Source organism: Myxococcus sp. MISCRS1 (assembly GCF_026626605.1).
GTDB classification, from domain to species: Bacteria; Myxococcota; Myxococcia; order Myxococcales; family Myxococcaceae; genus Myxococcus; species Myxococcus fulvus.
Map to the genome: position 1 here is coordinate 6001093 of NZ_JAPNKB010000001.1, position 25952 is coordinate 6027044.

Here is a 25952-nt window from a genome sequence, read left to right on the forward strand (position 1 = left end):
GCAGGGCGCGGGCTCGGCGCAGCGGAGCCGGGCGCGGTGGTGCTTGGCGTAGAGCCCGGTGCGGTAGTGCTCGGAGTGGAGCCTGGTGCGGAGAAGCCGGGCGCGGTGGTGCTCGGTGCAGCGGCGCTGGGCGCGGTGGTGCTTGGCGTAGAGCCCGGCGCGGTGGTGCTCGGCGCGGCGGACCAGCGTTGCGCGTTGATGCTCGGTGCCGCGGTCCTCGGCGCCGCGCTCCAGTGCGGCGGAGTGACGTTCTGCGTGGACGAGGTCGGGGCCGAGGTCTCGGTCGCGGCGAGGCCCGGCGTGACGGCCCTGACGACCCAGCGTTGCGCGGTGATGCTCGGCGCGACGGTGCCCGGCGCGGCGGCCCAGGCTGGCGCCGTGACACCTGGCGTGGATGCCGCCCTGCCGACGGCGCTCGTCGTGGTGGCCGCGACGGACTCGATGGACTCCGGGCTCGCGACCCAGCGTCGCGCGGTGATGTTCGGTGAGACGGTCCACTCGGGCACGGAGCTGATGCGAGCCCCCGTCGCGGCCATGACCTCCGAGGAGGCCTCACTCGCCCAGGCGGGCGGGTTGATACCGAGGCCCGTGAGGGCCAGCGCGGACATCAGGAGTCGTGGACTCATCGTGTTGCTGGATTATCACGACACCGGCCCCTGGCTGGAGAGCAGGCAGGCGGTGTTCTTCGTTCCCTCATGGCCGCGAGTGGGGCACCCTGCCCGCCATGGCGGACCTCACCCCCAAGGACTTCCCCGTCGTCGTCCCCTTCACCCTGCACTGGAGTGAAATGGACGCGTTCGGCCACGCGAACAACGCTCGCACCTTCACGTGGTTCGAGACCGCACGCATCGCCTACCTCGCCCGCATCGGCATGACGGGCCCCTCGGGCGCCGGCGAGACGCGCATCCAGGGAGGCGTCGGCCCCATCCTCAAGGCCACCCAGGCCGAGTACGTGCGCCCCGTCGTCTTCCCCGTGCGCCTGGTCGCCAGCGCCCGCGTCTCGCGCATCGGCAATACCTCCGTCACGCTGGAGCACGCCGTGTTCGGCGAGGAGGACGGCACGCTCTACACGAAGGGCACCGCCGTCATCGTCACCCTCGACTACGTCAAGAACGAGCCGGTGCCGTTGCCCGCCCCCGTGCGCGTCGCCATCGAGGCGCTGGAGGGGCGGACGTTCGGCCCATGAGTCCCCCGGCCGTCACCAGGACGCACGTCGTCGAGGAGCGCGCGCATGGCTGAGTCCGTGCTCGAGTTCTACGACGGGCTCGCCGAGGAGTATCACCTGCTCTTCGCCAACTGGGCCCAGACGGTGGAGCGCCAGGGCGCCGCGCTGGACGCGCTGCTGCGTCGGTGCGGCGCGCCTCCGCCGCGTCGGGTGTTGGATTGCGCGTGTGGCATCGGCACGCAGGCGCTGGGGCTCGCGGGGCGCGGCTACGTGGTGCACGCCACGGACCTCAGCCCCGCCGCCGTGGCCCGCGCCGAGCGCGAGGCGCGCACCCTGGGCGTCACCCTCACCACCGGCGTCGCGGACATGCGGACGCTGGACACGCAGGTGTCGGGGATGTTCCAGGTGGTGCTCGCGTTCGACAACGCGGTGCCGCACCTGCTCACGGATGAGGACCTGGACGCCGCCGCGCATGCGATGGCCTCCAAGCTCGCGCCCGGGGGCCTGCTGGCGCTGAGCGTGCGCGACTACGACGCGCTGATGGCCGACCAGCCACGCTTCACGTCGGAGCGGGTGCTCGACGCGCCCGAGGGCCGACGCATCCTCTTCCAGGTCTGGGATTGGGCCGCTGACGGCAGGACGTACACGGTCCACCAGTTCATCCTGCGCCCCGAGGGCAAGGGCTGGCAGGCCACGGAGCACACTGGCGTGTATCGCGCGCTCCAGCGGGTGGAGGTGGAGCGCGCGCTGACACGGGCGGGGCTCGTCGACACGCGTTGGTATTCGCCGGAGGAGACGGGCTTCTATCAGCCCATCCTCACCGCGCGCAGACCGTGAGGCCGTGTCTCAGTTCCAGGTCACCGTCGAGGAGTCGTTGCTCACCACGCCTCCCCGGCAATAGGCATAGAAGGACCAGCGCGACTTGCGGCCGGGGTTCCACCAGTACTCCCAGCCCGAGCCCAGCGGGATGGAGAGCGAGCCTTCCACGGCGTAGACATCCACCGTGCCGCTGGCGACCGGGGTGCCCCAGCCGTTGTAGAAGACGCCGATGTGGACGTTCGTCCCGTTGGCGACGGTGGCGCTCTGCGACCACGGCGTCGACGTGTTGGGCTGCACGCGCACCTGGATGGAGGTGTACGGACACGCGGCCTCGGCGGCCAGCGGGGCACTCACGGCCGTCACCAATCCCAGCGCGTACATCAGGCTCTTCGTCTTCATGCGGTCTCCCCCCTGCGAGTCGAATGACAAACGCTGCGCGCAGGTGGTTCATGTTAAGCATGAAATACGGATTATACACAATGACGATTGGGTAAACCCGGGACGGGTGGGATTCAGCCGCTGCGGCGGGCCTCGGCGGGGGCGTTGGGGTGGCGGGTGAGCAGCATGCGCAGCTGCGGCTGCCTTCGCACGGCCTCCTGCTTGAGCAGGTGGGCGATGAGGGCCGGGGGCGCGGCGCTCCAGCGCGCGATGTTCTGGATGAGCATGGGCGAGCGGTAGGTGCGTCCGCACAGCAGTGACGCGGTCTTCCCATCCACGGACATGCCGATGAGCGACGCGAGCGCGCGGCCCTCGGTGTTGAGGATGAGCTCCACCTTCTCCTCCGAGGGGCCGGTGGTGAAGCGCTGACGGAGCACCTCGCGCGACGAGCGCCGCGTGGACTCGGGCACGTCGCGGTCCACCGTCACCTTGTACAGCTCCATCAACCGGCGCGCGCTCCAGAGCCTGCGGAACAGGCTGGCGGGGAGCTGCGGGTTGCGCACGAGCCAGCGCCGCACGCCCGTGTCCGCCGCGAAGGCCGCGCGGGCGCAGAGCGACTCCAGGCCCACGGGGTTGCGGTGGTTGCGCGCGATGAGGCGCGCATGGGCGAGCCCGACACGGGGATTCTCCATCACCGCCTTGATGACGGACGGCAGCGGGTCGAAGCACAGCGCGGACAGCTCCGGGTCCTGCGCGGTGTGCGCCAGCGCGACGCGCTGGTCCTCGGGGTGCGGATGCAACCGCGTCTCGAAGAGCTGGCGGAAGTTGCCCAGCGCGACCTCGGGCACGTCCTCGGCGTCGGCCTCGGAATCGGGGGGCTCGGCGGGGACGACGTCGGACTCGGAGGTCTCCAGGACGTCGGAGTCACCCGCGTCGGCCTCCTGCGGGAGCAGCTCCAGCGTGGGGAGCTCCTCGTCCGGCGGCGTGTGGGGCGCGGTGGGGGCGAGGGGCTCGTAGCCGGGGCTCACGGCGGGGGCGGACGCCCGCGGCGGGCCGGGAGGGTTGATCCCGGGGGCGGGCCCGGGGGTCGTGGCGAGGGGCAGCAGGGCGCCCTGGGAGACGAGCCGGGTGAGGATGCCCTGGAGTCGCTCGGGGGGCAGCCCGGTGAGCGCGGGGAGGTTCCTGGCCGCCGTGGCGCCGTCGAGCCGCGAGAGCACGAAGCCCTCCTCCGGGCTGAGCACCAGCGTGCGCAGGTCCACCGTCGGGTTCGGCTTGGGAATCCAATCCGTCATTGCTCCCGAGTCTCCCACGACCCGTGCGTTCAGGGGAGTCGGGTCGCCTTCGCGATGCTCGGGTTGCCAGCGCAGCGCAAAACTGTAGGAGGGCGGCAGTGGTCAGTCGTCGACACACGTGACCCGACAAGCCCTTTCAGCCAGGTCCACCCGCGCTGACGATGGGGTCGGGCGCCGCGCCCTCCGCGAGGTCCTTGGTGAGTTGCTGATGCGACAGCGCCGACATCGCACCATCCACCAGGATGCGGACTTGAAGGAACAGTGAGGGAGAGCAGTGACCCTCACAAGCCTGGAGGTGGCTGGTGCGGACACTCCTGACCTGGTCCGCATAGAAATAGGTATCTTTCTCGAGGCGCAGGGCTTTTCCCGCGGCGGACTGGTACGGCACCTCGATGACGGCCAATTCTGTCCGGCGCGTGCCGGTCCCGCAGAGGACCGTGGCGCGACCTTCGTTCAGAGCGAACTGGACCAGGATGGCGGGGCGTGGCTTGCCATTGATTTCGACGAGCACGACCCCGCGTTCGCGGAGCGAGGGTTTAGCGTGCGGAGGGGTATACCGATTCACCCGAGCGCTCCGCGTCCGCATGGAATTGTTCGTAGGCGTCACGCAGGGCGTGGCCTTGTTGCACCAGCTGCTGGATGTCGAGCCGCTCTTCTGGAGGCAAGATGCTGATGGGTAGGTCAGCTCCAGTTATTGCTGCGAACAGTGCCAGCATGCTTCGAGAGTTTTCTGCAAGGGACTCCGCAATTGCGAGTCCAAGCCAAGGCTCGATATTTCTCGGCTGGATAAGCACTGTGCCCACCGCAGTTTGAAGCGCATTGACTCGAAACATTGAGAGCAGTGCCTGCGCTATAGGAACAGGTGTTGCCGTATCGCTTAGAAATGCTAGTGGATCGTAGTCTTCCGAGAAGGATGTAGGCAGGCCTGTTGCGATAGCGATTTCTTGTTGTTTCGCAATGTCGCTCATGCACAAAACGATCTCCTGCAAGCATAAGTGAGCCTTGTACAGGGATGGCTGTGCTGCGAGACCGAGCGCCGATGTCCAGTCTGGAACTTCCTTTGTCTCAACCGTCAGAAGCGTCGTAAAGTCGTCGAGAAGGTTCGAGTCAAGCAGTTGATTGACGAATAGCAGGATGTCGTCATGAAAGCGGCGATCTTCGATAAGGATATCGACCCTTGATTGGAGATCCTTCCGGTCGGTTGCCTCTAAGAGGTATGGCCCGTAAGTCCCAACCTGAGCGATTGCTTGCTCCATTACTGCGTGCTGTTGAGCTGTGATGCGTGGCGCATCGCTCGCGAAGAAGGCCAGGAGCGTCTCAAAGAGCGCGACGAGCCCTGGGCCCAGTGGCAGTGACAATGGTGGGGGAAGTGTTGCTGAGTGCGACATGCTGAGAAAGGAATTTACCTCACTCTCCCCGTACGACAAGGACCTAGCTGTGCGTCATGCCCCTTTCTCGAACTTAAGGTTGGCTACAGTTGAGAATGGCTCGATAGTCGCTGTGTCACTAGGGGAGAGGCCGTTTACCCGGCCGCCTGCTTTGGAGAGGAGTAGGCCTGCGGTGGTGATTTGCCTACAGGGGCCTACTTGAAGCGGGTTGACGCCGAGCCCCTGCCTGGACACAACTTCACTTCATGTCCAAGCCCACCCTCCAGACCTATGCCGAGTTCTGGCCGTTCTACCTGCGCGAGCACTCGCTGCCCGTGACGCGCCGGTTCCACTTCGTGGGCACCAGCCTGGGCGTGGCCACGGGCATCGCGGCCATCGCCATGGGGCGCGCGGCGCTGATTCCGGCGGCGCTGGTCTCGGCATACGGCTTCGCGTGGTTCAGCCACTTCTTCATCGAGAAGAACAAGCCGGCGAGCTTCAAGTACCCGCTGTGGTCGTTCATCTCGGACTTCCGGATGGCGGGGCTGATGGCCGTGGGGCAGCTCGACGCGCACATGGAGCGCGCCTTCGCCAACGGTGCGCAGGGCACGGGCGCCAACAGCATGGCCCCCGCGTCCCGGCCGGCGCCCCAGGCGGCGGCGCAGCAGGTCCGCTGAAGTCCTTGGGGCCCGTCGTCGACGGGCCCTGTCTTCCGGGTGGATGACGGCGGGTGCGTGGGCCCTCGGGGGCCTGCGCCCGTGCGTGTCGTCCCCGGGTCGAACGTCGGGAGGACGCCGCCCCGCACACGAAGCGCGGGCGCTCCAGCCGAGTTGCGCTAGATTGGCCGGGCCCTTTACAGCAACCACCCTTCTTCACCTGGGGCGCGCCTGGCGCCCCCTCTCTTCGCGAGTCGCTCGACCCATGGGACGCATTTTCGAGACACGCAAGGCCACGATGATGGCCCGCTGGAACAAGATGGCGAAGGTCTTCACGCGCATCAGCAAGGACATTGCGATCGCGGTGAAGGCCGGCGGGCCCAACCCGGACTCGAACTCCACGCTGCGGCGGGTGTTGCAGAACGCGCGCGCGGCGAACATGCCGAAGGACAAGGTCGAGGCGGCCATCAAGCGCGCCAGCGGCCAGACGGCGACGCAGTACGAAATCGTCCTCTACGAGGGCTATGGGCCTCACGGCATCGCGCTGCTGGTGGAGACGGCCACGGACAACGTGGTGCGCACGGTGGCGAACGTGCGGATGCACTTCAACCAGAACGGCGGGAACATGGGCACCACGGGCAGCGTGGGGTTCATGTTCAAGCGCATGGGGGTGTTCCGGTTGAACCCGGAGGGCCTCAACCAGGAGGAGCTGGAGCTGGAGCTCATCGACCACGGGTTGCAGGAGATGGGCGAGGGCACGGGCGAGAAGGGGGAGAAGCAGCTCATCATCCGGTGTGACTTCGCGGACTTCGGCAAGCTCCAGGCGGCCATCGAGGCGAAGGGGCTGGCGCCCATCTCCGCCGACTCCGAGTACATCGCGGAGAACCTCATCGAACTGCCCGAGGACAAGGCCACCGAGGTGCTTGAGCTCGTCGACGCCCTGGAGCAGGACGACGACGTCCAGCGCGTGTTCCACAACCTGGGCTGAGCCGTCGTCGCGGCCCGGGACGCGAGCGGGCGCTCGTGATGAGCGCCCCCGTCTCCAGGCCTTCGGCTGTCCTCACCGCGCCACGTCGTAGGTCTTGCGGATGACCGTGCCTCCGCGGTCGATGGACACCACCACGCGCTTCGCCGTGTCGAGCTGGGCGTAGGCCTCCAGCGCCTTCTCCGGCGTCTCCAGGGTGATGCCGTTGATGCTCTGCACCACGTCCCGCTCCTGGAACCCGAGCTTCGCGTAGATGGAACCGGGCCGCACGGCGAAGAGCTTGAACCCCACTGCCTTGCCGTCCTTGAACGAAGGCACGAACCGCGCGTCCCCGCTCTGCGTGCACGTCTTCTCGTGCTCCGCCTTCGGGTTGCGCCGCACCGAGTACGTGTTCTCCCCCGTCGCCTTCACCTCGAGGTCCTCGGGCCCGTGAGAGAGCGCCTGGACGAAGTTCGGCGCCGCCTGGGGAACATCCACCGGCGGACTCGCCAACGAGACGAACGGCGCGCTCGCCAGGATGATGGCACTGCCCCACTGACACATCTGCTTCCGGAATGAGCAACTCATCGTGTCCTGCCTCCTTCCCCATCGCGGGGGTGCACGGGACAAAAGCAATCACGATGCCAGGGCACGTCTTCACTCTGAGGACCGCGCCGCCTGAGGCGAGGGCGCATCCCACGAGAGCCTGTCCTGTCAGCCCTCCTCGCCCGCACGATGACAGCCTGTCGTGACAGCTTGTCACTCGCGCCGCAGGGCCCTCAGTCCCGATAGGCCACGACAGGCGCGGACCCACCCGCGTCACGCTGGTCCTGCAGCCAGACCTCGGGGCCGAGCGTCTCCAGTGCCTCCACGCTCGATTCGTCCAACAGGTTCTCCGTGAGGACCAGCATCTCCAGATGCGTGAACGCGCCCGCGTTCCCCGAGAGCGCCGTCGCACCCACGCGCGTCATCGTGCCCAACGACAGGTCCAGCCGCGTGAGCCGCCGCAGCACCGGCGCCGACGGCAACGCCTCGCACACCGCATCCGTGAACCCCGCGTTGCACAGCCCCAGGTGCACGAGCCTCGGCATCCCCGTGCCCTCCAGCAGCGGCCGCACGTCCTCGAACGTGACGTCACCCCCGTGCTCGGGCGACCCGAACCAGAGCACCAGCTTCTCCAGCTTCGGCCAGCTCGCCGACAGGATGGACCGCAGGGATTCGCGCGACAGCCCCGAGGTCTCGAGGGTCAACTCCCGCAGCTCCGGCAGGTGCATGGCGCCCAGCACCATGTTCCCCCGCAGCGTCAGCGTGCGCAGCCTCGGCAGCGCCGCGTACAGGGACGACACATCCCCGAGCCGCACGCGCGAGAGGCCGAACTCGTTCTCCAGCACGTCCGCGACCTTCAGCTCCCGCAGCGTCGCGGGCGCGTGTCGCACGATGTGCTGGAGGATGCCCTCGTAGTGATTCGAATCCGCGTCGTTGTCGAGCAACCCCACCGTCAACGCACGCAAGAAGCGAGCGGAGGGATGCGTGAGCAGCTCCGTCAGCACCCGAGGCACGTCCAGCGAGTAGGCGTGGTTGCTCCCGAGCCACGCCCGCTGGATGAAGCCCAGGTGCCAGTGCCAGTACACGCGGCCGCTCGACAGTCCCGAGTAGCGTGAGGGATGGAGGCTGTCCCGGAAGTACAGCTCCCCGAGCAACCTCTGCGCATGGCGCTCCAGGAAGTCGCCGACCTGCTTCTCCAGTTCCTTCTTCTCGGGCCCCGTGGCGAGCAACGCCGCATGCTGGAGCGCCACCAGCTCGCCGCGCGGGGCTCCGTGCGCCTGCAGCCAATCCCCATAGACGAGATAGCCGTCGTCGTCCTCCGGCTCACGGAGGATGGCGGCCTCCAGCTCCGGCTCACGAAGCTCCGGGGGCACATCGTGCACCGGAGCAGGAGCCGGCGTGACCGGGTCGAATCCCGAGAAGAAGTCATCCAGCACCTGGATGACCCGTTCCAGCACCTTCTCGTAGCTGGGTTTCGACATGACTCCCCACACCTGTGCGTCCGCTCCCCGAGGAGAACGGACGCGAGCCCCGGGAGTCGCGTTACGGGACGTACCAGAACGCGCCGTAGCCGTTCACCCGCGAAGTCATCGAAATCTGGCGGTCGGCCTTGGTGGTGCTGCATTCCTCGCCCGGCTTGCACTTGGTGATCTCCGCGAGCACGCCGGTGTACTCGATGACGTAGTCATCCGGATTGATGGAGTAGCCGATGGGCGGGCAGGTCACCCCGGGGTTCGAGCACTTGCACTTGCCCGTCTCCAGGTTCCCCGCGGCGTCAACGGTGCACAGCTGGTTGTTGATGCGCTGCACGAGATTGATGAGGTTCTGCCGGGTGTAGTGGACGCGGAAGAAGCGCAGGTCCGAGAACTGGGAGTTGGTGCTCGTCGCGCCCGTGTAGCGCACGGTGGACAGGTCCGTGTTGCACAGGGCGTTGCCGGTGAACCAGGCCCCGTTTGGATAGTCGTAGAGGATGGTGGCCCGGCCATGGGCGGGACAGGGCGACGTGGGGATGTTGTTCGCGTAGGCCCCCGCGAGCACGCCGATGGGACGCAGGTTCGGATGCGAGGTGTCGCGCAGGTACGCGAACATGCTCAGCTGCGCGGCGCCCGAGTTGTAGACGTCCCCGGGTCCTGGGTTGCTGATGCCGTTCCACGTCGTGCCCCCGTCGGGCGAGTTCCAGCCCGTGACCAGGGGCACCGCCATGTTCCCCTGGAGCACCAGCTCCGTGGGCCACATCCCGAGCACGCCGTTGCGCGCCGTGAAGAGCTTGAAGGGGCGAGGGCGGTTCGCCGGGCTCCACGCGTAGCCGAACATGTCGTTGTAGCCGCCGCCCTCCACGGGGGTCGACGTGGGCGACGTCCACGTGTTGAGCAACATGCCCGCGTCGTGGCAGTACACCTGGGCCGCGGGAGTCCCCGACGCGGACTCGGGCTGCTGTCCCCGCTGCCACGCGGAGAAGGGCGCGGGGACGCTCAGGCCCGTGAAGGTCCCCACGTTGTAGGACACCGGCGTCGAGGCGATGTTGCCCTGCCAGCGCATCAGCATGGACCACGCGTCCTGCCGCACGCCGTTGTTCGGGTCCAGGTACTGGCCTCCCGTGGTGAACAGCGGCGCCACCTGCGTGTGGCACACCGTCGGCGTCATGGGATGGAAGTCCGCCGCGCTCGCGCTGCCGGTGGTCAGCAAGACGAGCGTGGCGGGAAGGATTCGCTGGAGCTGCATGGTGGTTCCCCCTCTAGAGAGGTCCCTCCACGGATGCGGAGGGACCTCTTCTTGGGGTACGCGCCACACGCTCCGTGATTTCCAGGAGCGGACTATTTGGTGAAGGTGATGGGGCCGCTGGAGAGCGTGGCGTTGTTCGCCCCGTCCACCGCCCGCACCCGCCAGGTGTGGCTGCCCGTGGACAGGCCCGTGAGCGTCGCCTGCTCCGTGCCCACGCCGTACACCTCGAGCTCCCACAGCGAGTACCCGTAGCCCGTGCCGCGCTCGATGCCGCGCATGCGGACGTATCTCCCCACGCCGCTCAGCCCCGTCAGGTCATCCTGCCCGCCGTTGCCGTTGGTCTCCGTGTACACCGTGCGCCACGTGGCCCCGTCCACCGACGCGTCGATGGCGTACTGCTTCCCGTACGCCGCCTCCCAGAGCAGGTTCACCCGCTTGAGCGAGTACACCGCGCCCAGGTCCACGGTGATGGACTCGGTGTTGGGAGAGGGCACGTCCGTGCGACTGGCCCAGCGCGTCGTCGTGGCGTTGCCGTCCACCGCGTCGTTGGGGCTGCCGAACTCCGACGACGTCGCGGAGACGTTCTTCCCGAGCGCCAGGTTCGTCGTCGTGCCCACGTACGCCTTGGGCGTCACGTCCGGCGTCCTGTCCACGCCGTCCACCACCAGCACGTACTTCGACACGCCCGCGCCCACGTCCGTCGTCTGCTCCCAGATGAACGTGGTGGAGGCGCCCGGCACCGACGCTCCCGCCGAGGGCACCAGCGCCGCGAAGGCCGCCGGCGGCGCCGTGTCGTTGAGCGTGAAGGTCGCCGTCGCCGACTGCGTGACGCCGCCCGCCCAGTTGTACGCGCGCACGAACCAGGTGTGCTGGCCGTTGCCCAGCGCCGCGTTGATGACCGGCGCGGAGTTCGTGCGCGTCGTGGCCACGGGGAACGGGCTGCCGTCGAGGAACACCTCGTAGCGGTGAATGCCCGTCTGCGGGTCGCTGCTCGCCGTCCACGTGAAGTTCGGCCGCGTGGTGAGGGTGGAGCCCGGCGCCGGCGTCAGCAGCGTGAAGGCCGTGGGCGGCGTCGAGTCCGACAGCCCGAAGCCCTCGATGCCCGCGCCGTACTGGAACAGCGGGTTGCCGTAGATGGGCAGCACCGGCAGGCCCTGCGCGATGCGCGAGCGAATCTCCGCGCGCTGCGCCGCCGTGGCCCCCAGGTCGAACGGGAGGTCCCACTGCTCCAACTGGTTGTTCTCCACGTCGGTGCCAATCTGGTCCAGCGAGCGCGGCAGCTGCCAGGGCAGCTTGCCTCGCGGGAACACGTCACCGAAGAGCACGTCCGCCACCGCGGGCCCGCCCGAGTCTCCCGGCCGGTACGCCACGAGCAACGCGTTGGTCTGCGGCACCACGTTGGTGAGGATGTACGGACGCGGCAGGATGAGCACCGTCGTCGTGGGGATGTTGCGCGCGCGGAAGCCCGTGATGAGGCCGTACTGGTTGCCCCACTTGGCGTCGTGCGCGGGGCCGATGGGGTCTCCGGGCAGGTAGGGCTTCTCCTTGTCCCACTCGGTGCCGTGGGTGAAGTAGCTCTCGCCCACCACGACGATGGCGGCGCTGGGCGTCACGCCCGCGGGCGCGTTGTCCTTGTACACCGTGATTCCGGCCGCCTCGGCGCGCTGCTTGATGGCCTGGTAGATGGTCAGGTCCCCGAACTCCGTGCCGTGGAAGTCCGAGCGCCACGTCACCATGCACGGCCCCGCGTCCGCGCACGGCCCCGCCACGACGATGCTCGAGCCCGCGCCGAGCCGGATCGGCAAGGCACCATCGTTCTTCAGCAGCGTCATCGCGTTCTGCGCCGCGCGGCGCACCAGCGCCTTGTGGTCCGCCGTGTGCCACTCGGACGTGCCCGCGGGCCCCCGGCGGTACGGGTCCTCGAAGATGCCCAGGCGGAACTTCAGGTCCAGGATCCTGCGCACCGACTCGTTGATGCGGGCAATCGGCACCGCCGTCTCGAAGTCGCCCATCTGCGCGGGGTTCGCGCCGCCCATGACGTCCGAGCCCGCCGTCGCCGAGCGCACCCACGCCCCCGACGGCAGCCAGTCCGAGCAGATGACGCCCTGGTAGCCGAGCTTCACGCGCAGGTAGTTGAGGATGCCCACGCTGTCGCCCGCGCCGTAGCCCTCCGGGCCGAGCAGCCAGCTTCCCGCGTAGCCGGGCATGATGCCGCTGGTGCCGGCCTCCAGCGCCGCGTGCCACGGACGCATGTGGTAGTGGATGGTGGTGCCGTCGTAGGTGATGCCGGCCTCACCGCCCGCGCCCTGGCCGGGCCAGTGCTTGGTGGTGACCCAGATGGAGTGCGGGTTCACCTCGGGGCCGCCCTGCAGGCCCGCGATGAGCGCGCGGGTGATGCCCGCCGCCAGGTCCGCGTCCTCGCCGTTGCCCTCCTGGATGCGCGGATAGAGCACCTTGGTGCCCACCTCCGCCAGCGGCGACAGCGTGCCCCGGCTGCCCACCGCGAGCTGCTCGCGGCGCTGCATGTCACCCAGCTCGTAGATGGTGTCCAGGTCCCGCGAGGCCGCGAGCGCCGGCTGTGTGGGCCAGCTCGTCTTGAAGCCGTGGATGGAGTCGCCCGCGTCGATGTTCGGGATTCCCAGCCGCGTCGCCGCGGAGGCCCGCTGGAAGGCGACGATGTCCGTGGGGCTCAGCGGCCCCATGGTGAAGCCCGCCTCGGGGAAGGTCTTCGCCTCGTAGAACATCTGCAGCGCCTTCTCGCGCGGGGTCATCCGCGCCATCAGGTCATTGACGCGCGTGGCGATGGGGTTGCGCCAGTCCTCGTACGGGTCGATGACGCCGTTCTTGTTCAAGTCGCGCATGCCGTTGATGAGCGCGACGCCGTCGTCCGCCGTCTCCACGACGGGCAGGTACAGGCTGAAGGTGCGCAGGTCCGAGCGGCTGGTGGCGCCGCTGGCTTGCGTGGCCACCACGTACCACTTGTACGTCCAGCGGTCGGGCAAGTCGCGGTCCAGCGTCCACGACGTCGCCGTGGTGGTGGTCATCAGCGTGTAGCGGTCCAGCAGGCTGCCCGCCGCCATCCAGTCGTAGTCGTCACGGCTGATGTTCAGGTAGACCTTGTAGTTCGCCGCGCCGGAGACGGCGGCCCACTGGAGCGTGGGACGGCGCGTGCTCGTCACCATGGCGGCGTTGGCCGGCGCGACGAGCGCGAATGCTCCCGACACGGGCGGCGGCGCGGGCGCGACATACGGGTCCGGGATGATGGTGCGGTCGCGGTCGGGGCCGGTGCCCGTCGAATAGATCTCCACCTTCCACTCGGCGCCCTGCACCGCGAGCGCGGTGACGCTCTGTCCGCGCAGCACCGTGCCGTTGGCCGCGGTGACGACCAGCCGGATGTCCGTGTTGGGCGCGGTGGGGGAGAACTGGTTCTTCGACAGCGTCACGGTGGTGTTGGGCGCGAAGGTGATTTCGTACGTGAAGGGACCGGGCGGGTTGCGCACCGATGGCGTGGTGTTGCCCTCCTCGGGCGTCGGCGTGACGCTCACCGGCGCGGGCGAGACGTTGATCTTCGCGTACGCCAGCTCCGGGAACATCAACTTGATGGTCTGGTTCGTCGTCTGCGGCTGCGGCTCCTGCGGGCCCTGGCCGGGCGCGTAGATTTCGAAGTCCCAGAGGGAGATGCCGTAGCCGGTGCCCTTGGTGAGCGCGCGCACGCGCACGTAGCGGGCCGAGCCCGACACCGTGACCTCCCGCCGCCCCGGCGCGCCGTCGGTGATGTTGGACGCGAGGGGCGCCCAGGTGGAGTCGTTCGTCGAGCCCTCGACGACGTACGTCGCCGCGTAGGCGCCCTCCCAGTTGAGCACCACCTTGCCCAGGGTCTGCGCGCTGCCCAGGTCCACGCGAATCCACGGCTGGGCCTCCACCTCCGACGAGGACCAGCGCGTCGTCGTGTTGCCGTCCACCGCGTAGCCGGGCGCCAGGTGCGCCGCGTTGGCCTCCACGCTGGACGCCGTGGCGGGGCGGTTCTTCGCCAGGTCTCCGGTGGTGGAGGTGCCGCCGCCGTAGATGGCCAGCTCCCACAGCGAGTACCCGTAGTCGATGGCGCCCCGCTGCGTGCAGAGGATGCGCACGTAGCGGCCCGTGCCCGTCACCGTCAGGTCATCCGTGCCGCCGTCGCCGTCCGTCACCGCGCGGATGTCCGTCCAGTTCGTCGCGTCCGTGGACGTCTGCACCGTGTAGGCACGCGCGTACGCGGTCTCCCACGTGAGCACGACGCGGTTGATGGAGGTGCTCGCGCCGAGGTCGACGTAGAGCCACTCGTTGTTGGTGAACGCGCTGCCCCAGCGCGTGCCGCCGTCTCCGTCCACGGCGTAGGTGCCCCCGAGCCCGGGCTCGGAGGACGACGTCACCGTGGGCCGGTTGAGGGCGAGGTTGCCCGCCTGGGCGCTCGCGTCCGAGGCGAACCCCGCCACACCCACCACCACCGCCACGGCGCATGCTCGCGTCAGCGCATTCCTGACACGGTGCAGTGCCTGCAAGAGAGGAGTTGGTAATCGCATGGAATGAAAAGCGGGCCGCTGGAGAAAGTGGGGGATGGGATGAACAAACGCATACCGGGATGGGGCTGCGTCCGAGCGGTCCTTTCCTTTCGCGGCTGATTCTATTTCTTCGGACGAAAAAGAAAGTCAAACCAGGACCTGATAACGCGTTAAGTCGAGAAATGCCCGCGGCGCGGCCATGCAGGATTTCCATCAGGGTGTGTGGCCGCCGCGTCGCGTCGCGGACAGTGAGCCCGAGGGGGCGCGGACGTGGCGCGTGCGGCTGTCGGGTACCGACGGCGTCGCGGCGCGAGGGAGCTCCTCGGCGCCCCCGCGCTCATCGCTGTCCCGAGACGTGGAGTGGAGGGCTCGCCTCGGGGCGGGAGCGCGGCGAGGCGGGCCGCGCTCCCGGACCGGAGGGCGCTGCTCAGGGCGACTCGTGCTGCTTCGCCCACGCGGCGACGTCGGGCGTGCGCTGCTGCACCCAGGCGCGGAACTCGTCGCCCTGGGAGCGGTACTGCTCACCACCGCCCGCGCCGCCCGAGGGCGGGTGTCCGAAGAACAGCGTGTGCACCTCGCGGCCGAGCGTCGCCATGTCGACGCCGTGGGCCTTGGCGAGCCGCTCGAGGAACTCCTGGAAGTGCGCTCCCTTCATCTTCATCGCGCTGGCGGCCTGGGCGAGGCTGTCCAGGTGGAGGGAGTCCTGGGCCACGTCCGGGTGCGCGGTGAGGAAGGTCTGCACCTGCTCGGGTGACATGCCCGCGCCCTGGACCAGGCGGCTGTCGAGGAGGTCGGGGCCCAGGTGGATGAGGCCCTTCGCGAGTCCCGGGGCCATGCCGCTGGCGGTGAGCAGCTTCACCTGCTCTTCGCGCAGGCGCGCGTCCGCGGGGTCCAGGTACTTCAGCCCGAGCCCGCCGAGGAACAGCGCCGCCCCCAGGATCTGGAAGCCCGGCGCCATGCCGAACAGCGAGGCTCCCGCCATCAGCGCGCCGCCGAGCGCCTGGGCTCCCGAGGAGGCGGCCTTCCACCCGTCGCCCTTCCGCAGGAACTGGAGGCTCTGCATCGCGTCGCCGGCCGCGCCCAGCACCGCGCCCAGGGCGGACACCTTGCCGAAGGCCGAGACGGCCGAGGACCAGCGCGCCGTGTTGCCGAGCACGCTGGTGATGACCGTGGCCCCGTCGCCAGTGACGCTCAGGCCGTCGCCGACGACCTTGAGCCTCGACGCGAGGTCCGCCTGGCTCCAGCCCGTCGCGTCTCCGACGAACGCGGTGGTGGTGACGAGCATGCCCAGGGTCCGCAGCGCCTGCCCGCGAGGGGAGTCCGGCGCGAACGGCAGGCCCGTCTCCTGGTCCGTGAGCAGCGCCTTGAGCGACTTCGTCGTCTCGAGCACCTGCGCGTCGGTGGAGCCGGGCTTGATGTCGCGCAGCAGCCGGAAGTACGACTTCATGTCGCTCGACTTCATCCCGAACACGTCGGCGTAGCGCGCGAGCCCGTCGAAGACCTTCCGCGCCTCAGCGGGCGACTTGTCGCCGGCGGAGATGAGGGCCACCGTGCCCGCGCTCTTCACCAGCGCGAGCGCGAGCTTCTCGTCGAAGTCCTTGCCGTCCTTCAGCGCGCCCACCACGTCGAGGAAGAGCGGCTTGTCCTCCGCCTTCGCGGTGAGCTGCGCGGCGAGGTACTCGGCGCCGCCCTTCGTCTCGGCCAGTCGGGGGAGCTCGCGCGCGAGCGCCTTGACGCGCGCATCGTCCGAGCCCACGGGCACGCCATCCGGCGCGGCGGTGGAGAGCAGCTTGCCCAGGCGCTCGTGCTCCGCGAGGTCCTGCTGGACGCTGCCCTGGCGCAGGTACGTGTCGATGAAGGCCTTCTGCTGCTCGGGCGAGAGGACGGCGGCGGGGCCGCTGAGCAGCTCGGTGAGCCGCTGCTGGTGCAGCTGCGCCTTGTCCGCCGCGGCGGTGAACTGGCCGCGGATGCCGTCGAGGGTGCTCCACAGCGTCTGGTGCAGCGCCGCCTGGGCCGTGCCGTAGGAGGGCGCGGTGCTGCCCGGGGGGATGACCTCTTCGCGACTGAGGGAGCGCTCGATGTCGAACGCGAGCCGCGAGCCGAGACCGAAGTTGAGGGACGTGCGCACCGCGCTCGTCAGCGACAGGTTGACGAGCGTGGGCGGCGCGTCGCGCGTGAAGGCCTTGCCCACGCGTCCGGCCGTCGGGTCCTTGAGGTGCTCGGTGGCGCGCGCGAGGGCGTAGTACGTCTCGTGCTCGATGCGCGTCTCCTCGTTCGCGAGCTTCTCGAGCACCTTGCGGTCATTGAGGTCCGGCGGCTTCTGCGCGCCGGGCGGATGGAGCTTGCGGTTCGTCTCCGGGGACACGCCGGCGAAGAGCTGGCCCATCTTCGCGAGGGACGGCTCCGCCGCGCGAACGAAGGCCTCCTGGTAGACGGGGTCCGGGTTGCTGGCGATGAGCCGCTCGAACTGACGCGCGCCCTGCTCCAGGCTCGTCTGGAGGGTGGCCTCCAGCGCCTTCGCGTCCTGGGCCGCGCGGGTCTTCACGTCCGTGCCGGAGCCGCCGACGCTGCTCACGCCGGGGTTCGGGAGGAAGGGCTCGGGCTTCGGCGCGGGGACGTCGCGGGCGGCGTCCTCCAGGCGCTTCGCCACCGCCGCGCCCACGCTGCCTCCCGCGCGTGCACCCGCGTCCGCGGCCGGGTTCGTGGAGGCACCCTGGAGCGCGGTGAAGGACGGCTGTCCTCGCGTGGGCGAGAAGAAGACGCCCAGCTGCTCGCGCGTCATGGCCACCGGGCCGCCGGTGTGGAGCGGGTCGGCGACCAGGTACTTCCCATCCGAGGTCTTGCCGAGAATCGCGTTGAGGTGGCCGATGTCGCCGGAGCCCATGCGCTCGGGGAACTGCTCGCGCCAGGCCGCGTTCGTCCGGCCGTTGGCGACCACGGGGTTGCCCGCGGCGAGCTGGCGGTCCAGCTCCTCCCAGCCCTGGCCGTAGCGCGCGTCGAGCCCCGCGCCCTTGACGCCGTCGCTCACCATGGTGCCGCCGGTGAGCTCGCGGTCACGGTCGAGCTGCGGCACGCGGGTGCCGTCGGAGGCCTTCACGTAGGTGAACTCGCTCTCGCGGCGCGGGCTCATCAACGCGCGCGCGTAGTCGACCTGTTGCTCCTTGGTGAGTCCCGCGGGCATGTGGCCCGTGTATGCCAGCGACATGGCGAGGCTCGCGGTGCCGCAGTTGGTGCTGCCGCGAGGGCCGGTCGGGTTGTACTCGGAGGTGAACTGGGTGATGAACGCGTCCTCGGCGGACATGGCGGGGCGACGCGCGCCGCCGGAGGACTTCGCTTCCGTGAGGGCCTTGCCGAGCGCCTCGCGCGTCCTGCCCGCATAGTCACCGGAGGCCGTGAGGCCGTGCTCGGCCTGGAAGCGCTCCAGCGCGGCCTCGGTCTTCGGGCCGAACTGTCCGGGGCCCGTGGCCACCTGCTCCTCGGTGAGGTAGCCCAGCTTCACCAGCGCGTCCTGCACCGCCTTCACGTCGGGGCCGGTGTCGCCGCGCTTCAGGTCCCGGAGCGGGAGGGGGGCGGGCTCCTCTTCCTTCTCTTCGGGAGGTGGCGGTGGAGGCGGCGGCGGTTGGAGCCGCTCGCGGTGGACCGCGCCGCCGTTGTCCTCCTCGAAGCTGGAGGTCGAATCGAAGCCCTCCGCGCGAGAGGACTCCTCCTTGACGACGTTGTTCTCGGTGCGGGTCTCGGTCCGGGCTGTTTCAGTTGCGCCTTCGGATGAGACGGATTGCGTCGGGCGTGATGAGCCGTCGACACGCATGTTGTGACTCCCCCTCTGATACATCACCGGGACGTGGTGTCCCTGGCTGGATTATCCGCTGGCGTGACGCGGTGTTGCGTCTCGTCACGCCGTCCCGGCGGAACATACCGGATGCGAAGCCGATACGGATGAATCACGAAGCCATTGCGGACACGTGTGTGGCTCCAATGAATCTCGGTTCGTGAGAGCGTGTGTATTCGTCACGGTGGGTCGACGGGACCCACCGGTCCCACGCTCGTTGACGGGTTCTGCCGCGGGTTCCAGAGTCCAGAGGGACGACACACGTGGAGGCGTCCCATGACCATCACCCTGAGAATCGTCGAGCCACCCGACTCGTTGCCGGATTGGTATCCGCCGCTCGACCCGGAGCATCCGGTCGACTACCGCCTGCGGTACGTCGAGCTGGACATGCTCATCGAGGCGATGATTTTGCTCGGGGTCGTGGCCGAGGAGCCTGCGGACGGGTCGGAGCTCCTGGCGATGGACCGGTTCGGTGAGGCGGGCAACCAGTTCGACCCCGATGAGTGCGTGCGCATCTCGCGGAGCATGCGCCGCTTCATGCAGGAGGAGGTGCCCTCGGAGTTCTTCGCTACGCTCCAGGAGCGCTGGAACGACACGCAAGCGGAGCTGCGTCAGGCGGTCGAGGCGCGCGGCGAGCTCGTGGTCTCCGGGTTCGAGTCGTTCCCGCACGATGGCAAGTCGCTGCGCAACGCTTTGCTGCACTGGGGCGCGTTCACCGCCATCGCCGCCGACAACGGTGGGCTGGAAGTGGTGGAGTAGCGCCGCGCGGGAGGCACGCGAGGTGCCTCCCGGGGCTTCACGTCACGGGCTCAGGCGCTGACGCCCACGCCGATGGGGCAGCTCACGCCCGTGCCGCCCAGGCCGCAGTACCCGCCGGGGTTCTTCTCCAGGTACTGCTGGTGGTAGTCCTCGGCGTAGTAGTACGCGGGCGCGGGGAGGATCTCCGTGGTGATGGTCCCCACGCCCTTCGCCGCGAGCGCCTTCTGGTACGCGTCCCGGCTGGCCTCCGCGATGCGCTTCTGCGATTCGCTGGTGTAGTAGATGCCCGAGCGGTACTGCGTCCCCTCGTCGTTGCCCTGACGCATGCCCTGCGTGGGATTGTGGTTCTCCCAGAACACCCGCAGCAGCTGCTCGTACGAGAGCTTCTTCGGGTCGAACACCACGCGGACCACCTCGTTGTGCCCGGTGAGCCCGCTGCACACCTCGCGATAGGTGGGGTTGGGCGTCAGCCCGCCCGCATACCCCACGGACGTGCTGTACACGCCCGGCGTCTGCCAGAACTTCCGCTCCGCGCCCCAGAAGCACCCGAGCCCGAGGATGGCGACTTCATACCCCTCCGGCACCGGCCCCTTCAGCGGCGTGCCCAGCACCTCGTGCTTGGGCGGAACAGGCATCTCGTCCGTCCGGCCAGGCAGCGCCTCCGCCGGGGACGGCATCCTCAGCTTCTTGGTCGTGTCGAAGAACATGCCTGGAGGAATAGCGCTCCCGCCCTCCGGTTTCACCCCCATGGGGAGCGGGCGGACTGACGGGCGTCACTTGGGGAAGCAACCCTTCCGCCGAGGTAGGACGACCTGCCCTCTTGAAATAGGGTCTCCCACCGCCATGCGCCTCCCCATCGCCGCCGCCCTCTGCTGTCTGGTCCCCTCCGCCGCGCTCGCGGCTCCGGACCCCCGCTGCCAGGGCACCCCCAAGGCCCGCGCCGCCCGCTTCTCAGAGGACGCCATGAAGGGCGCAAGCCCCCAGGCCCGCCACGCCGCCTACGTGCAGGCCTGCGCCCTGGACGAGGTCGTCGCGCTCACCAAGGAGCTGGTGCGCTTCAAGACCGTCAGCAGCGAGGCCCCCGCGCCGAAGAACCCCGGCATCGCCGCCATGGGCCGCTTCCTCCAGAAGTGGGCCAAGGCCCACGACATGGCCTGGCGCGCCGTGGGCGCCAACGAGGTGTTCGAGATTGCCTGGGGCAAGGGCGCCCCCGCCCTGGGCCTGGTCTTCCACGGCGACGTGGTGCCCGCCCCCGCGCACGAGTGGAAGCGCCCGCCCTTCGAGCCCTACGTCCAGGACGGCCGCCTGTACGGCCGGGGCGTCGAGGACGACAAGGGGCCGCTGGCCTCCGCGCTGGTGGCGCTCGACTACGCGCGGCAGCTCGGCCTCGAGCCGCAGGGCAAGGTGCTCGTCATCATCGGCAACGGCGAGGAGAGCGACTGGACGGGGATGCTGAAGTACGCGGCCATGGAGCCCAAGGCCCCGCACGTCATCTCCGTCGACTCGAGCTTCCCCGTCGTCGCCGCGCAGTCGGGCTTCGTCGCGTGGAACCTGTCGGCGCCCGTGGGGCCCGCGCGCAAGTCCTCCAAGTTCGCGCTGCGCCCGGTGGACGCCAAGGGCGGCGAGTTCCTCACGCAGGTCCCCGGCACCGCCACCCTCAAGCTGCTCCCGGGTGAGGGCAGCTCGCTGCCCGTCGCGCTGGAGACCGTGCGCGCCGCCGTCGCCGACGAGCAGCGCACGCGCTCCTGGCTCAAGGCCGACGTGAAGGAGGAGGGCGGCGCGGTGCTGCTCACCGTGCACGGCAAGGCGGTGCACTCCTCCGTCGCCAACGAGGGCGTCAACGCGCTGTGGGGCCTGTCCGCCGTCTCCTCGCGCCTCATCCTGGAGGACAACGGCATCGCCGCCATGCTGCGCGTGCTGTTCCTGCGCTTCGAGGGCGACCACCACGGCCAGAAGCTGGCCGTCGAGTACTCGGACGCAGCGCTGATGGGGCCGCTGCTCGTCGCGCCCACGATGCTGCGCGTGGCCGACGGGAAGGTGAACCTGGGCGTCAACATGCGCCGCCCCCGCGGCCAGGACGCCGCCCGGTTCAACGCCGCGCTGGACCAGGCCGCCCTGCTCGTGGGGCAGGACTCGGACGGCCGCGTGACGGAGTCCGGCGAGCGCTACGTGGGTGACCCGCACGTGGCCGACACCACCGGGCCGCTCGTCACCACGCTGATGGCCATCTACAAGCGTCACCGCGACGACCCGGACGCCGTCCCCACGTCCGTGCGCGGCGGCACCTACGCGCGCCTGTTCCCCAAGGCCGTGGACTTCGGCCCCGGCTTCCCCGGCGACGAGTACACCGGCCACGCGCCCGATGAGTCCATCTCGCTGGAGAACCTGGACCTGACCACGCGCATGCTCGCCGAGGCCGTGTACCTGCTGGCCGTGGCCCCCGAGCCCGTCTCCGCGCCGGGGAAGTGACGCCCGTCAGGCGGTGCGACGCGGCCAGTACACCCGGAACGTGGTGCCCTCCTCCCGCGAGGAGCGCACCTCCACGCGGCCTCCGTGCGCGCGCGCGATCTGATGGACGATGTAGAGCCCCAGGCCCAGGCTGCGCTGCTTCTGGTACGACGATGAGGCGCCCACCGACGGCTTGAACGGGTCGAAGAGGCGCGGCTGCAGCTCCGCCGGAATCGGCTCGCCCTGGTTGTGGACCTCCATCAGCACGACGTCCGCCGCCTCGCACCGACGTGGCCACCGGTGAGTCGAGCCCGCCGTGCTGGAGCGCGTTGGCCACCAGGTTGCCCAGCACCTGCGCCACGCGGTCCGGGTCCCACTGGCCCGAGGTGTCGCCGGACGACTCGAACAGGAGCCTGCGCTCGGGGTGGCTCACCTGGAGCTCGTCCAGTGTCGCCTGGCAGATGTCCGCCAGGTTCATCGACTGACGCGAGACGGGGATGCCCGAGCCCAGCTTGCTGCGCGCGAAGTCGAGGATGTCTGTAATCATCCGCCCCATGCGCCCGGCGGACTTGCGGATGCGCTCCACGGCCCGACGCTCGGGCGCCTCCAGCTCCTCGGCGCGCGCGAGCTGGAACGCGGACGCGCTGATGGCGTTGAGCGGGTTGCGCAGGTCATGGCCCAGGATGGCGAGCAGCTGCTCGCGGAAGTCCACCGCCCGCTGGAGCGCGGCCTCCGTCTGCTTGTGCTGGGTGATGTCCACCACGGCGCAGCCCAGGCCCAACAGCCGCGAGCCCAGGGGCGCGAGCACCGGGTAGAACGTCGCCTGCCACACGCGCTTGCCGCGCTGGGGAATCAGGGACGGGGGCGTGGCGAACTCGAACCCGTTCAGCGGCTCACCCGTGCGCAGCACGCGCAGGAGCAGCGGCTCCAGCAGGTCTGCCAGCTCCGGAGGCTGCATCTGCCGGAAGGTCCTCCCCAGGTGCGCCTCGGGCGGCGCGCCGTTGATGTCCGCGAGCGTCTGGTTGATGCGCAGGTAGCGCAGGTCCAGGTCCAGGAACGCCATGCCCAGGGGCGCGGCCGCGAGGAGCGCGTCCAGCAGCGCCAGCGAGCGCTGGGCCTCCACCCTCGCCTCGCGCTCCAGGTCCTGGATGTCGCGCTGACGCTCCACCGCGAAGCGCCGCACCGTGCGCACCACGGCGTGGTCCAGGGCTTCCTCCATCCGCTCCAGCTCACCCACGTCGAGCGGCCGGGGCTGTCCTTCCAGGCGCCGCAGGATGCACTTGCGCAACAGCGCGTACTCGGCCGCCACCTCGCCCACGTCGAAGCCCTGCTCCAGTCGCACCGTGGCGTGCTCGTCCGACAGCGGGTCGGCGCGCTCGTGCTCCCCGTGCTCCAGCGCGTCCGCGAGCGAGGCGAGCAGCAGGGGCATGTGGTCCAGGAGCCACGAGGGGCGCTGGGGGTTCTCGGCGTGGAGCGCGCTCATGGCCTCCAGCCAGTCCGAGAGCACCCCGTGGTGGTGCGCGCGCAGGAACTCCGAGGCCCGGCGCGGCGACTCGCGCTCGGCTCCACCGTGCTCCGCGGCGCCTGTGTCCGGCCCCAGCATCACCGACCTCCCGAGTCCCCATCCGGTCATCCCGCCACGAATCTGGGCACGAGGGTCTTCATGGGTATGTCCGCCCTGGGGGGCTGGCGGGCGTCGGCTTCCCGAGCGCCGTGTTGGACTCCCGGGGACGCACCGGGCCGCGCTGCGCTCGCGGCCGACGCGCCCCGTGGGGCCAGGGCTTCGTCCGTCGTCCGCTCATCGCTTCGCCCTGGAGGATGAGGTCCGGGGCTGTGGCGCCGCGCGGGCTCGGTTAGGGTGGATGACAGATGCGCACCCTCCTGCTCACCCGCTCCGATGTGTCCCGAAACCTCCAGGCGCTCTCCCTGTTGGAGGACCTGCGAGAGGCCTTCCGCACCGATGCCCTGGCTCGCACGGTGGCCCCCCAGCGCATCCGCGCGCCCCTGCACGCCGAGGGCACGGTGATGGCGCTGTTGCCCGGCAGCCTGCCCGGCGTGCCCGCGTACACGGTGAAGGTGCACTCGAAGTTCCCGGCGAGGACGCCGGCCATCCAGGGTGTGCTGCACCTGCACGACCTGGTGACGGGCGAGCTGATGGCGGTGATGGACTCCGGGCACCTGACGGCGGTGCGCACGGGCGTGGTGGGCGCGCTCGCCGCGGACGTGCTGGCGCGGCCGGACGCGAGCCGGGTGGCCATCATCGGCGCGGGGGTGCAGGGCGGCATCCAGCTCAAGTCCCTGCGGCTGGTGCGCTCGCTGTCACACGTGCGCGTGTTCGACGTGGACGCTGGCCGGGCCAACGCGTTCGCCACCCGGATGTACAAGGACTTGAGCCTGCCGGTGCGGCCGGCGGAGTCGGTGGCGGAGGCGGTGGAGGACGCGGACATCGTGGTCGCCGCGACGTGGAGCCGCGAGCCCCTCTTGCGCTCCGGGATGGTGCGGCCGGGCACGCACATCACCACGCTGGGCGCGGACGAGCCGGGTAAGGCGGAGGTCTCCGCGGAGCTCTTGCGTGAGGCGCGCTTCTTCTGTGACCACCGGGGCCTGGCCGTCTCGCAGGGCGCGGTGGGCAACGTGGGGTTGGGTGAGGAGGTCATCCGCGCGGAGCTGGGCGAGGTGCTCGCGGGCTTGAAACCCGGGCGTGTGTCGGCGGAGGACGTGACGGTGTTCGGCGCGGTGGGGCTGCCGTTCCAGGACCTGGCCGCCGCGTGGCACGTGTACCAGGCGGCGACGGGGGATGACGCCATCGGCGGGGTGGACTTCAGCGCATGAGTGCCTGGGGCGCGCTGATGTCGAGGATGGGGCTCACGCGGCCGGAGCTGCGCGCGTGGGCCTGGTACGACTGGGCCAACTCCGCCTACGTCACCACGGTCGTCGCCGTCGTGTTCCCCATCTATTACAAGTCCGTGGCGGCCAAGGGCCTGCCGAGCGACGTGGCCTCCAGTCGCTTCGCGCTCGTCACCGCGCTGGCGCTGGGCACGGTGGCGGTGCTGTCGCCCGTGCTGGGCGCGCTGAGCGACAGGGCGGGGCGGCTCAAGACGCTCCTGGGGGTGTTCCTGACGTTGGGCGTGGTGTCCACGGTGGGGCTGGCCCTGGTGGGGCCCGGCGATTGGAAGTGGGCGCTGGGGTGCTTCGGCATCGGCAACGTGGGGCTGACGGGGTCCATCGTCTTCTCCGATGCGCTGCTGCGCCACGTGGCCCGGGACGAGGAGCTGGACCGGGTGTCCACCGCGGGCTACGCGCTGGGCTACCTGGGCGGCGGGGTGTTGCTGGCGGTGCAGCTGGTGATGCTGGTGAAGCCCGCGTGGTTCGGGCTCGCGGACGCGGCGTCGGCCTCGCGCGTGGCGTTCCTCACCGTCGCGGTGTGGTGGGCGGCGTTCTCGGTGCCGCTGTTCCTGCGCATCCCCGAGCCCCGGCCCACGGGGGACGCGCAGGTGCCGCGGCTGTCATTGGGTGGGGTGTTCGCGCAGCTGGCGGAGACCTTCCGCGCGCTGCGCCAGTACCGCGAGGCGTTGCTGTTGCTCGTGGCGTACCTGCTCTACAGCGACGGCATCGGCACCATCATCCGGTTGTCCACGCTGTATGGGACGGAGCTGGGCATCGGCCAGGGGGCGCTGATGGGAGCGCTCCTGATGACGCAGGCGGTGGGGGTGCCGTGCGCGGTGCTCTTCGGCCGCGCGGCGTCGCGGGTGGGGCCGAAGCCGGCGCTGATGTTCTCGCTGGCGGTGTACGTGGTGGTGACGTTCCTGGGCTACTTCATGCGCTCGCCGGTGCACTTCTTCGCGCTGGCGCTGCTGGTGGGCATGGTGCAGGGCGGCAGCCAGGCGCTGAGCCGTTCGATGTTCGCGCAGATGATTCCGCGTCACCGCGCGGCGGAGATGTTCGGGCTCTTCAGCGTCTTCGAGAAGGTGACGGCGGTGGCGGGGCCGCTGGTGTTCGCGGCGACGGTGGAGCTGACGGGCTCCAGCCGGCAGGCGGTGCTGTCGCTGCTGGTCTTCTTCGGCTCGGGCGCGCTGGTGCTGTGGCGCGTGGATGTCGCGGAGGGCAAGCGCGCGGCGCGCGAGTCCGAGGCTCGCGCGGGCTGGAGTCAGGCCCCGCTGACGGCGGAGGCGGCCGAGGCGGTGCGCGCGGAGTAGCGCTCAGTGCTGCACGTGGGCCACTTCGCGGGGCGCGGAGAAGAGGCTGTCGCGGCCGTGGTGGAGGACCACCTCGCCGTGGAGCACCTCGCTCACGTCGTCGAACGACACCGCGAAGTCGTGACGACGCAGCAGGCCCTTCTCGACGATGAGCTCCTTCTCCGTGATGTCGACGATGTGGCCGATGACGTGGCCGTCATTGCCTCGGACCTTCATGCCCTTGTGAATCTCTGCGCGGGTGAACATGGGAGCTCCCTGGGGGCGTGGGAAGTAC

General features: G+C 69.8%; 21 protein-coding genes and 1 pseudogene. 9 read left to right on the forward strand and 13 right to left on the reverse strand.

Translation table 11 applies throughout. The annotated features are described in order from the left end of the window. The first annotated feature begins 75 nt into the window (after window positions 1-75). The 3 genes from OWM54_RS23850 to OWM54_RS23860 are packed head-to-tail and all read left to right on the forward strand — an operon-like array spanning window position 76 to window position 2002. Entirely contained in the window at window positions 76-786 is a 711-nt protein-coding gene (locus OWM54_RS23850) for a hypothetical protein (RefSeq protein WP_267698975.1), read from the forward strand. Beyond that, window positions 725-1186: an acyl-CoA thioesterase gene (locus tag OWM54_RS23855; RefSeq protein WP_267698976.1), complete on the forward strand. Its 462-nt coding sequence runs from the start codon at window positions 725-727 to the stop codon at window positions 1184-1186. Before OWM54_RS23850 ends, OWM54_RS23855 begins: the two co-directional genes overlap by 62 nt. Window positions 1187-1231: 45 nt before the next feature. After that, on the forward strand, window positions 1232-2002 hold the full coding sequence (locus OWM54_RS23860) for a class I SAM-dependent methyltransferase (protein WP_267698977.1): 771 nt from the start codon (window positions 1232-1234) through the stop codon (window positions 2000-2002). Window positions 2003-2011: 9 nt separating this feature from the next. Here OWM54_RS23860 and OWM54_RS23865 read toward each other — a convergent pair whose 3' ends face one another. The 4 genes from OWM54_RS23865 to OWM54_RS23880 form a co-directional block, all read right to left on the reverse strand. Continuing rightward, window positions 2012-2383 carry a hypothetical protein gene (locus OWM54_RS23865; protein ID WP_267698978.1) on the reverse strand — a complete coding sequence of 124 codons (372 nt, stop codon included), beginning with the start codon at window positions 2381-2383 and terminating at the stop codon, window positions 2012-2014. A gap of 113 nt (window positions 2384-2496) precedes the next feature. Beyond that, a complete protein-coding gene (locus OWM54_RS23870) occupies window positions 2497-3654 on the reverse strand; it encodes a hypothetical protein (protein WP_267698980.1) in 1158 nt (385 codons plus the stop codon). A 136-nt stretch (window positions 3655-3790) separates the two neighbouring features. Beyond that, on the reverse strand, window positions 3791-4165 hold the full coding sequence (locus tag OWM54_RS23875; RefSeq protein ID WP_267698981.1) for a hypothetical protein: 375 nt from the start codon (window positions 4163-4165) through the stop codon (window positions 3791-3793). Between the two features lie 25 nt (window positions 4166-4190). Continuing rightward, window positions 4191-4910 (reverse strand): hypothetical protein, encoded by a 720-nt coding sequence (locus tag OWM54_RS23880; RefSeq protein ID WP_267698982.1) that lies wholly within the window; start codon window positions 4908-4910, stop codon window positions 4191-4193. A gap of 377 nt (window positions 4911-5287) precedes the next feature. Between OWM54_RS23880 and OWM54_RS23885 the strand changes: the two genes are divergently transcribed. Then, window positions 5288-5698 carry a DUF962 domain-containing protein gene (locus OWM54_RS23885; RefSeq protein WP_223751197.1) on the forward strand — a complete coding sequence of 137 codons (411 nt, stop codon included), beginning with the start codon at window positions 5288-5290 and terminating at the stop codon, window positions 5696-5698. Window positions 5699-5942: 244 nt separating this feature from the next. After that, complete coding sequence (locus tag OWM54_RS23890; protein WP_141324285.1) at window positions 5943-6665, forward strand: YebC/PmpR family DNA-binding transcriptional regulator; 723 nt, start codon at window positions 5943-5945, stop codon at window positions 6663-6665. A gap of 72 nt (window positions 6666-6737) precedes the next feature. Here the strand turns inward: OWM54_RS23890 and OWM54_RS23895 are convergent, their stop codons facing one another. The 5 genes from OWM54_RS23895 to OWM54_RS23915 all read right to left on the reverse strand — a co-directional run bounded on the left by OWM54_RS23895 (window position 6738) and on the right by OWM54_RS23915 (window position 18254). Further along, a complete protein-coding gene (locus OWM54_RS23895) occupies window positions 6738-7229 on the reverse strand; it encodes a hypothetical protein (protein ID WP_223751195.1) in 492 nt (163 codons plus the stop codon). Between the two features lie 191 nt (window positions 7230-7420). Next, on the reverse strand, window positions 7421-8668 hold the full coding sequence (locus OWM54_RS23900) for a TIGR02996 domain-containing protein (protein ID WP_267698984.1): 1248 nt from the start codon (window positions 8666-8668) through the stop codon (window positions 7421-7423). 61 nt (window positions 8669-8729) lie between these two features. Continuing rightward, entirely contained in the window at window positions 8730-9908 is a 1179-nt protein-coding gene (locus OWM54_RS23905; protein ID WP_267698985.1) for a hypothetical protein, read from the reverse strand. A 92-nt stretch (window positions 9909-10000) separates the two neighbouring features. Continuing rightward, window positions 10001-14467 (reverse strand): discoidin domain-containing protein, encoded by a 4467-nt coding sequence (locus OWM54_RS23910; RefSeq protein WP_267698987.1) that lies wholly within the window; start codon window positions 14465-14467, stop codon window positions 10001-10003. 406 nt (window positions 14468-14873) lie between these two features. Further along, window positions 14874-18254 (reverse strand): peptidoglycan-binding protein, encoded by a 3381-nt coding sequence (locus OWM54_RS23915; protein ID WP_267698989.1) that lies wholly within the window; start codon window positions 18252-18254, stop codon window positions 14874-14876. A 297-nt stretch (window positions 18255-18551) separates the two neighbouring features. On the opposite strand from OWM54_RS23915, the gene OWM54_RS23920 reads away from it, so the two are divergent. Next, on the forward strand, window positions 18552-19034 hold the full coding sequence (locus tag OWM54_RS23920; RefSeq protein ID WP_223783881.1) for a hypothetical protein: 483 nt from the start codon (window positions 18552-18554) through the stop codon (window positions 19032-19034). 50 nt (window positions 19035-19084) lie between these two features. On the opposite strand, the gene msrA is transcribed toward OWM54_RS23920, so the two are convergent. After that, on the reverse strand, window positions 19085-19741 hold the full coding sequence (msrA, locus tag OWM54_RS23925; protein ID WP_141324280.1) for a peptide-methionine (S)-S-oxide reductase MsrA: 657 nt from the start codon (window positions 19739-19741) through the stop codon (window positions 19085-19087). Window positions 19742-19877: 136 nt separating this feature from the next. Between msrA and OWM54_RS23930 the strand changes: the two genes are divergently transcribed. Further along, window positions 19878-21503, forward strand: a complete 1626-nt coding sequence (locus tag OWM54_RS23930) for a Sapep family Mn(2+)-dependent dipeptidase (RefSeq protein ID WP_267698990.1) — start codon at window positions 19878-19880, stop codon at window positions 21501-21503. A 6-nt stretch (window positions 21504-21509) separates the two neighbouring features. Here the strand turns inward: OWM54_RS23930 and OWM54_RS23935 are convergent, their stop codons facing one another. Together OWM54_RS23935 and OWM54_RS23940 are read right to left on the reverse strand one after the other, a co-directional pair. Then, window positions 21510-21743: a sensor histidine kinase gene (locus OWM54_RS23935; protein WP_267701162.1), complete on the reverse strand. Its 234-nt coding sequence runs from the start codon at window positions 21741-21743 to the stop codon at window positions 21510-21512. Window positions 21744-22053: 310 nt separating this feature from the next. Continuing rightward, window positions 22054-23115: pseudogene (locus tag OWM54_RS23940) on the reverse strand (PAS domain-containing protein); the annotation flags it as partial. A gap of 236 nt (window positions 23116-23351) precedes the next feature. On the opposite strand from OWM54_RS23940, the gene OWM54_RS23945 reads away from it, so the two are divergent. After that, complete coding sequence (locus OWM54_RS23945; protein WP_046716845.1) at window positions 23352-24314, forward strand: ornithine cyclodeaminase family protein; 963 nt, start codon at window positions 23352-23354, stop codon at window positions 24312-24314. Continuing rightward, window positions 24311-25678, forward strand: coding sequence for an MFS transporter (locus OWM54_RS23950; RefSeq protein WP_267698991.1), 1368 nt, complete (start codon window positions 24311-24313; stop codon window positions 25676-25678). The genes OWM54_RS23945 and OWM54_RS23950 overlap by 4 nt, the downstream gene beginning before the upstream one ends. A gap of 3 nt (window positions 25679-25681) precedes the next feature. Here OWM54_RS23950 and OWM54_RS23955 read toward each other — a convergent pair whose 3' ends face one another. After that, the gene (locus tag OWM54_RS23955; RefSeq protein WP_046716841.1) at window positions 25682-25924 is read right to left on the reverse strand and encodes a hypothetical protein; all 243 of its coding nucleotides are present in this window, start codon (window positions 25922-25924) and stop codon (window positions 25682-25684) included. Window positions 25925-25952: the final 28 nt, after the last annotated feature.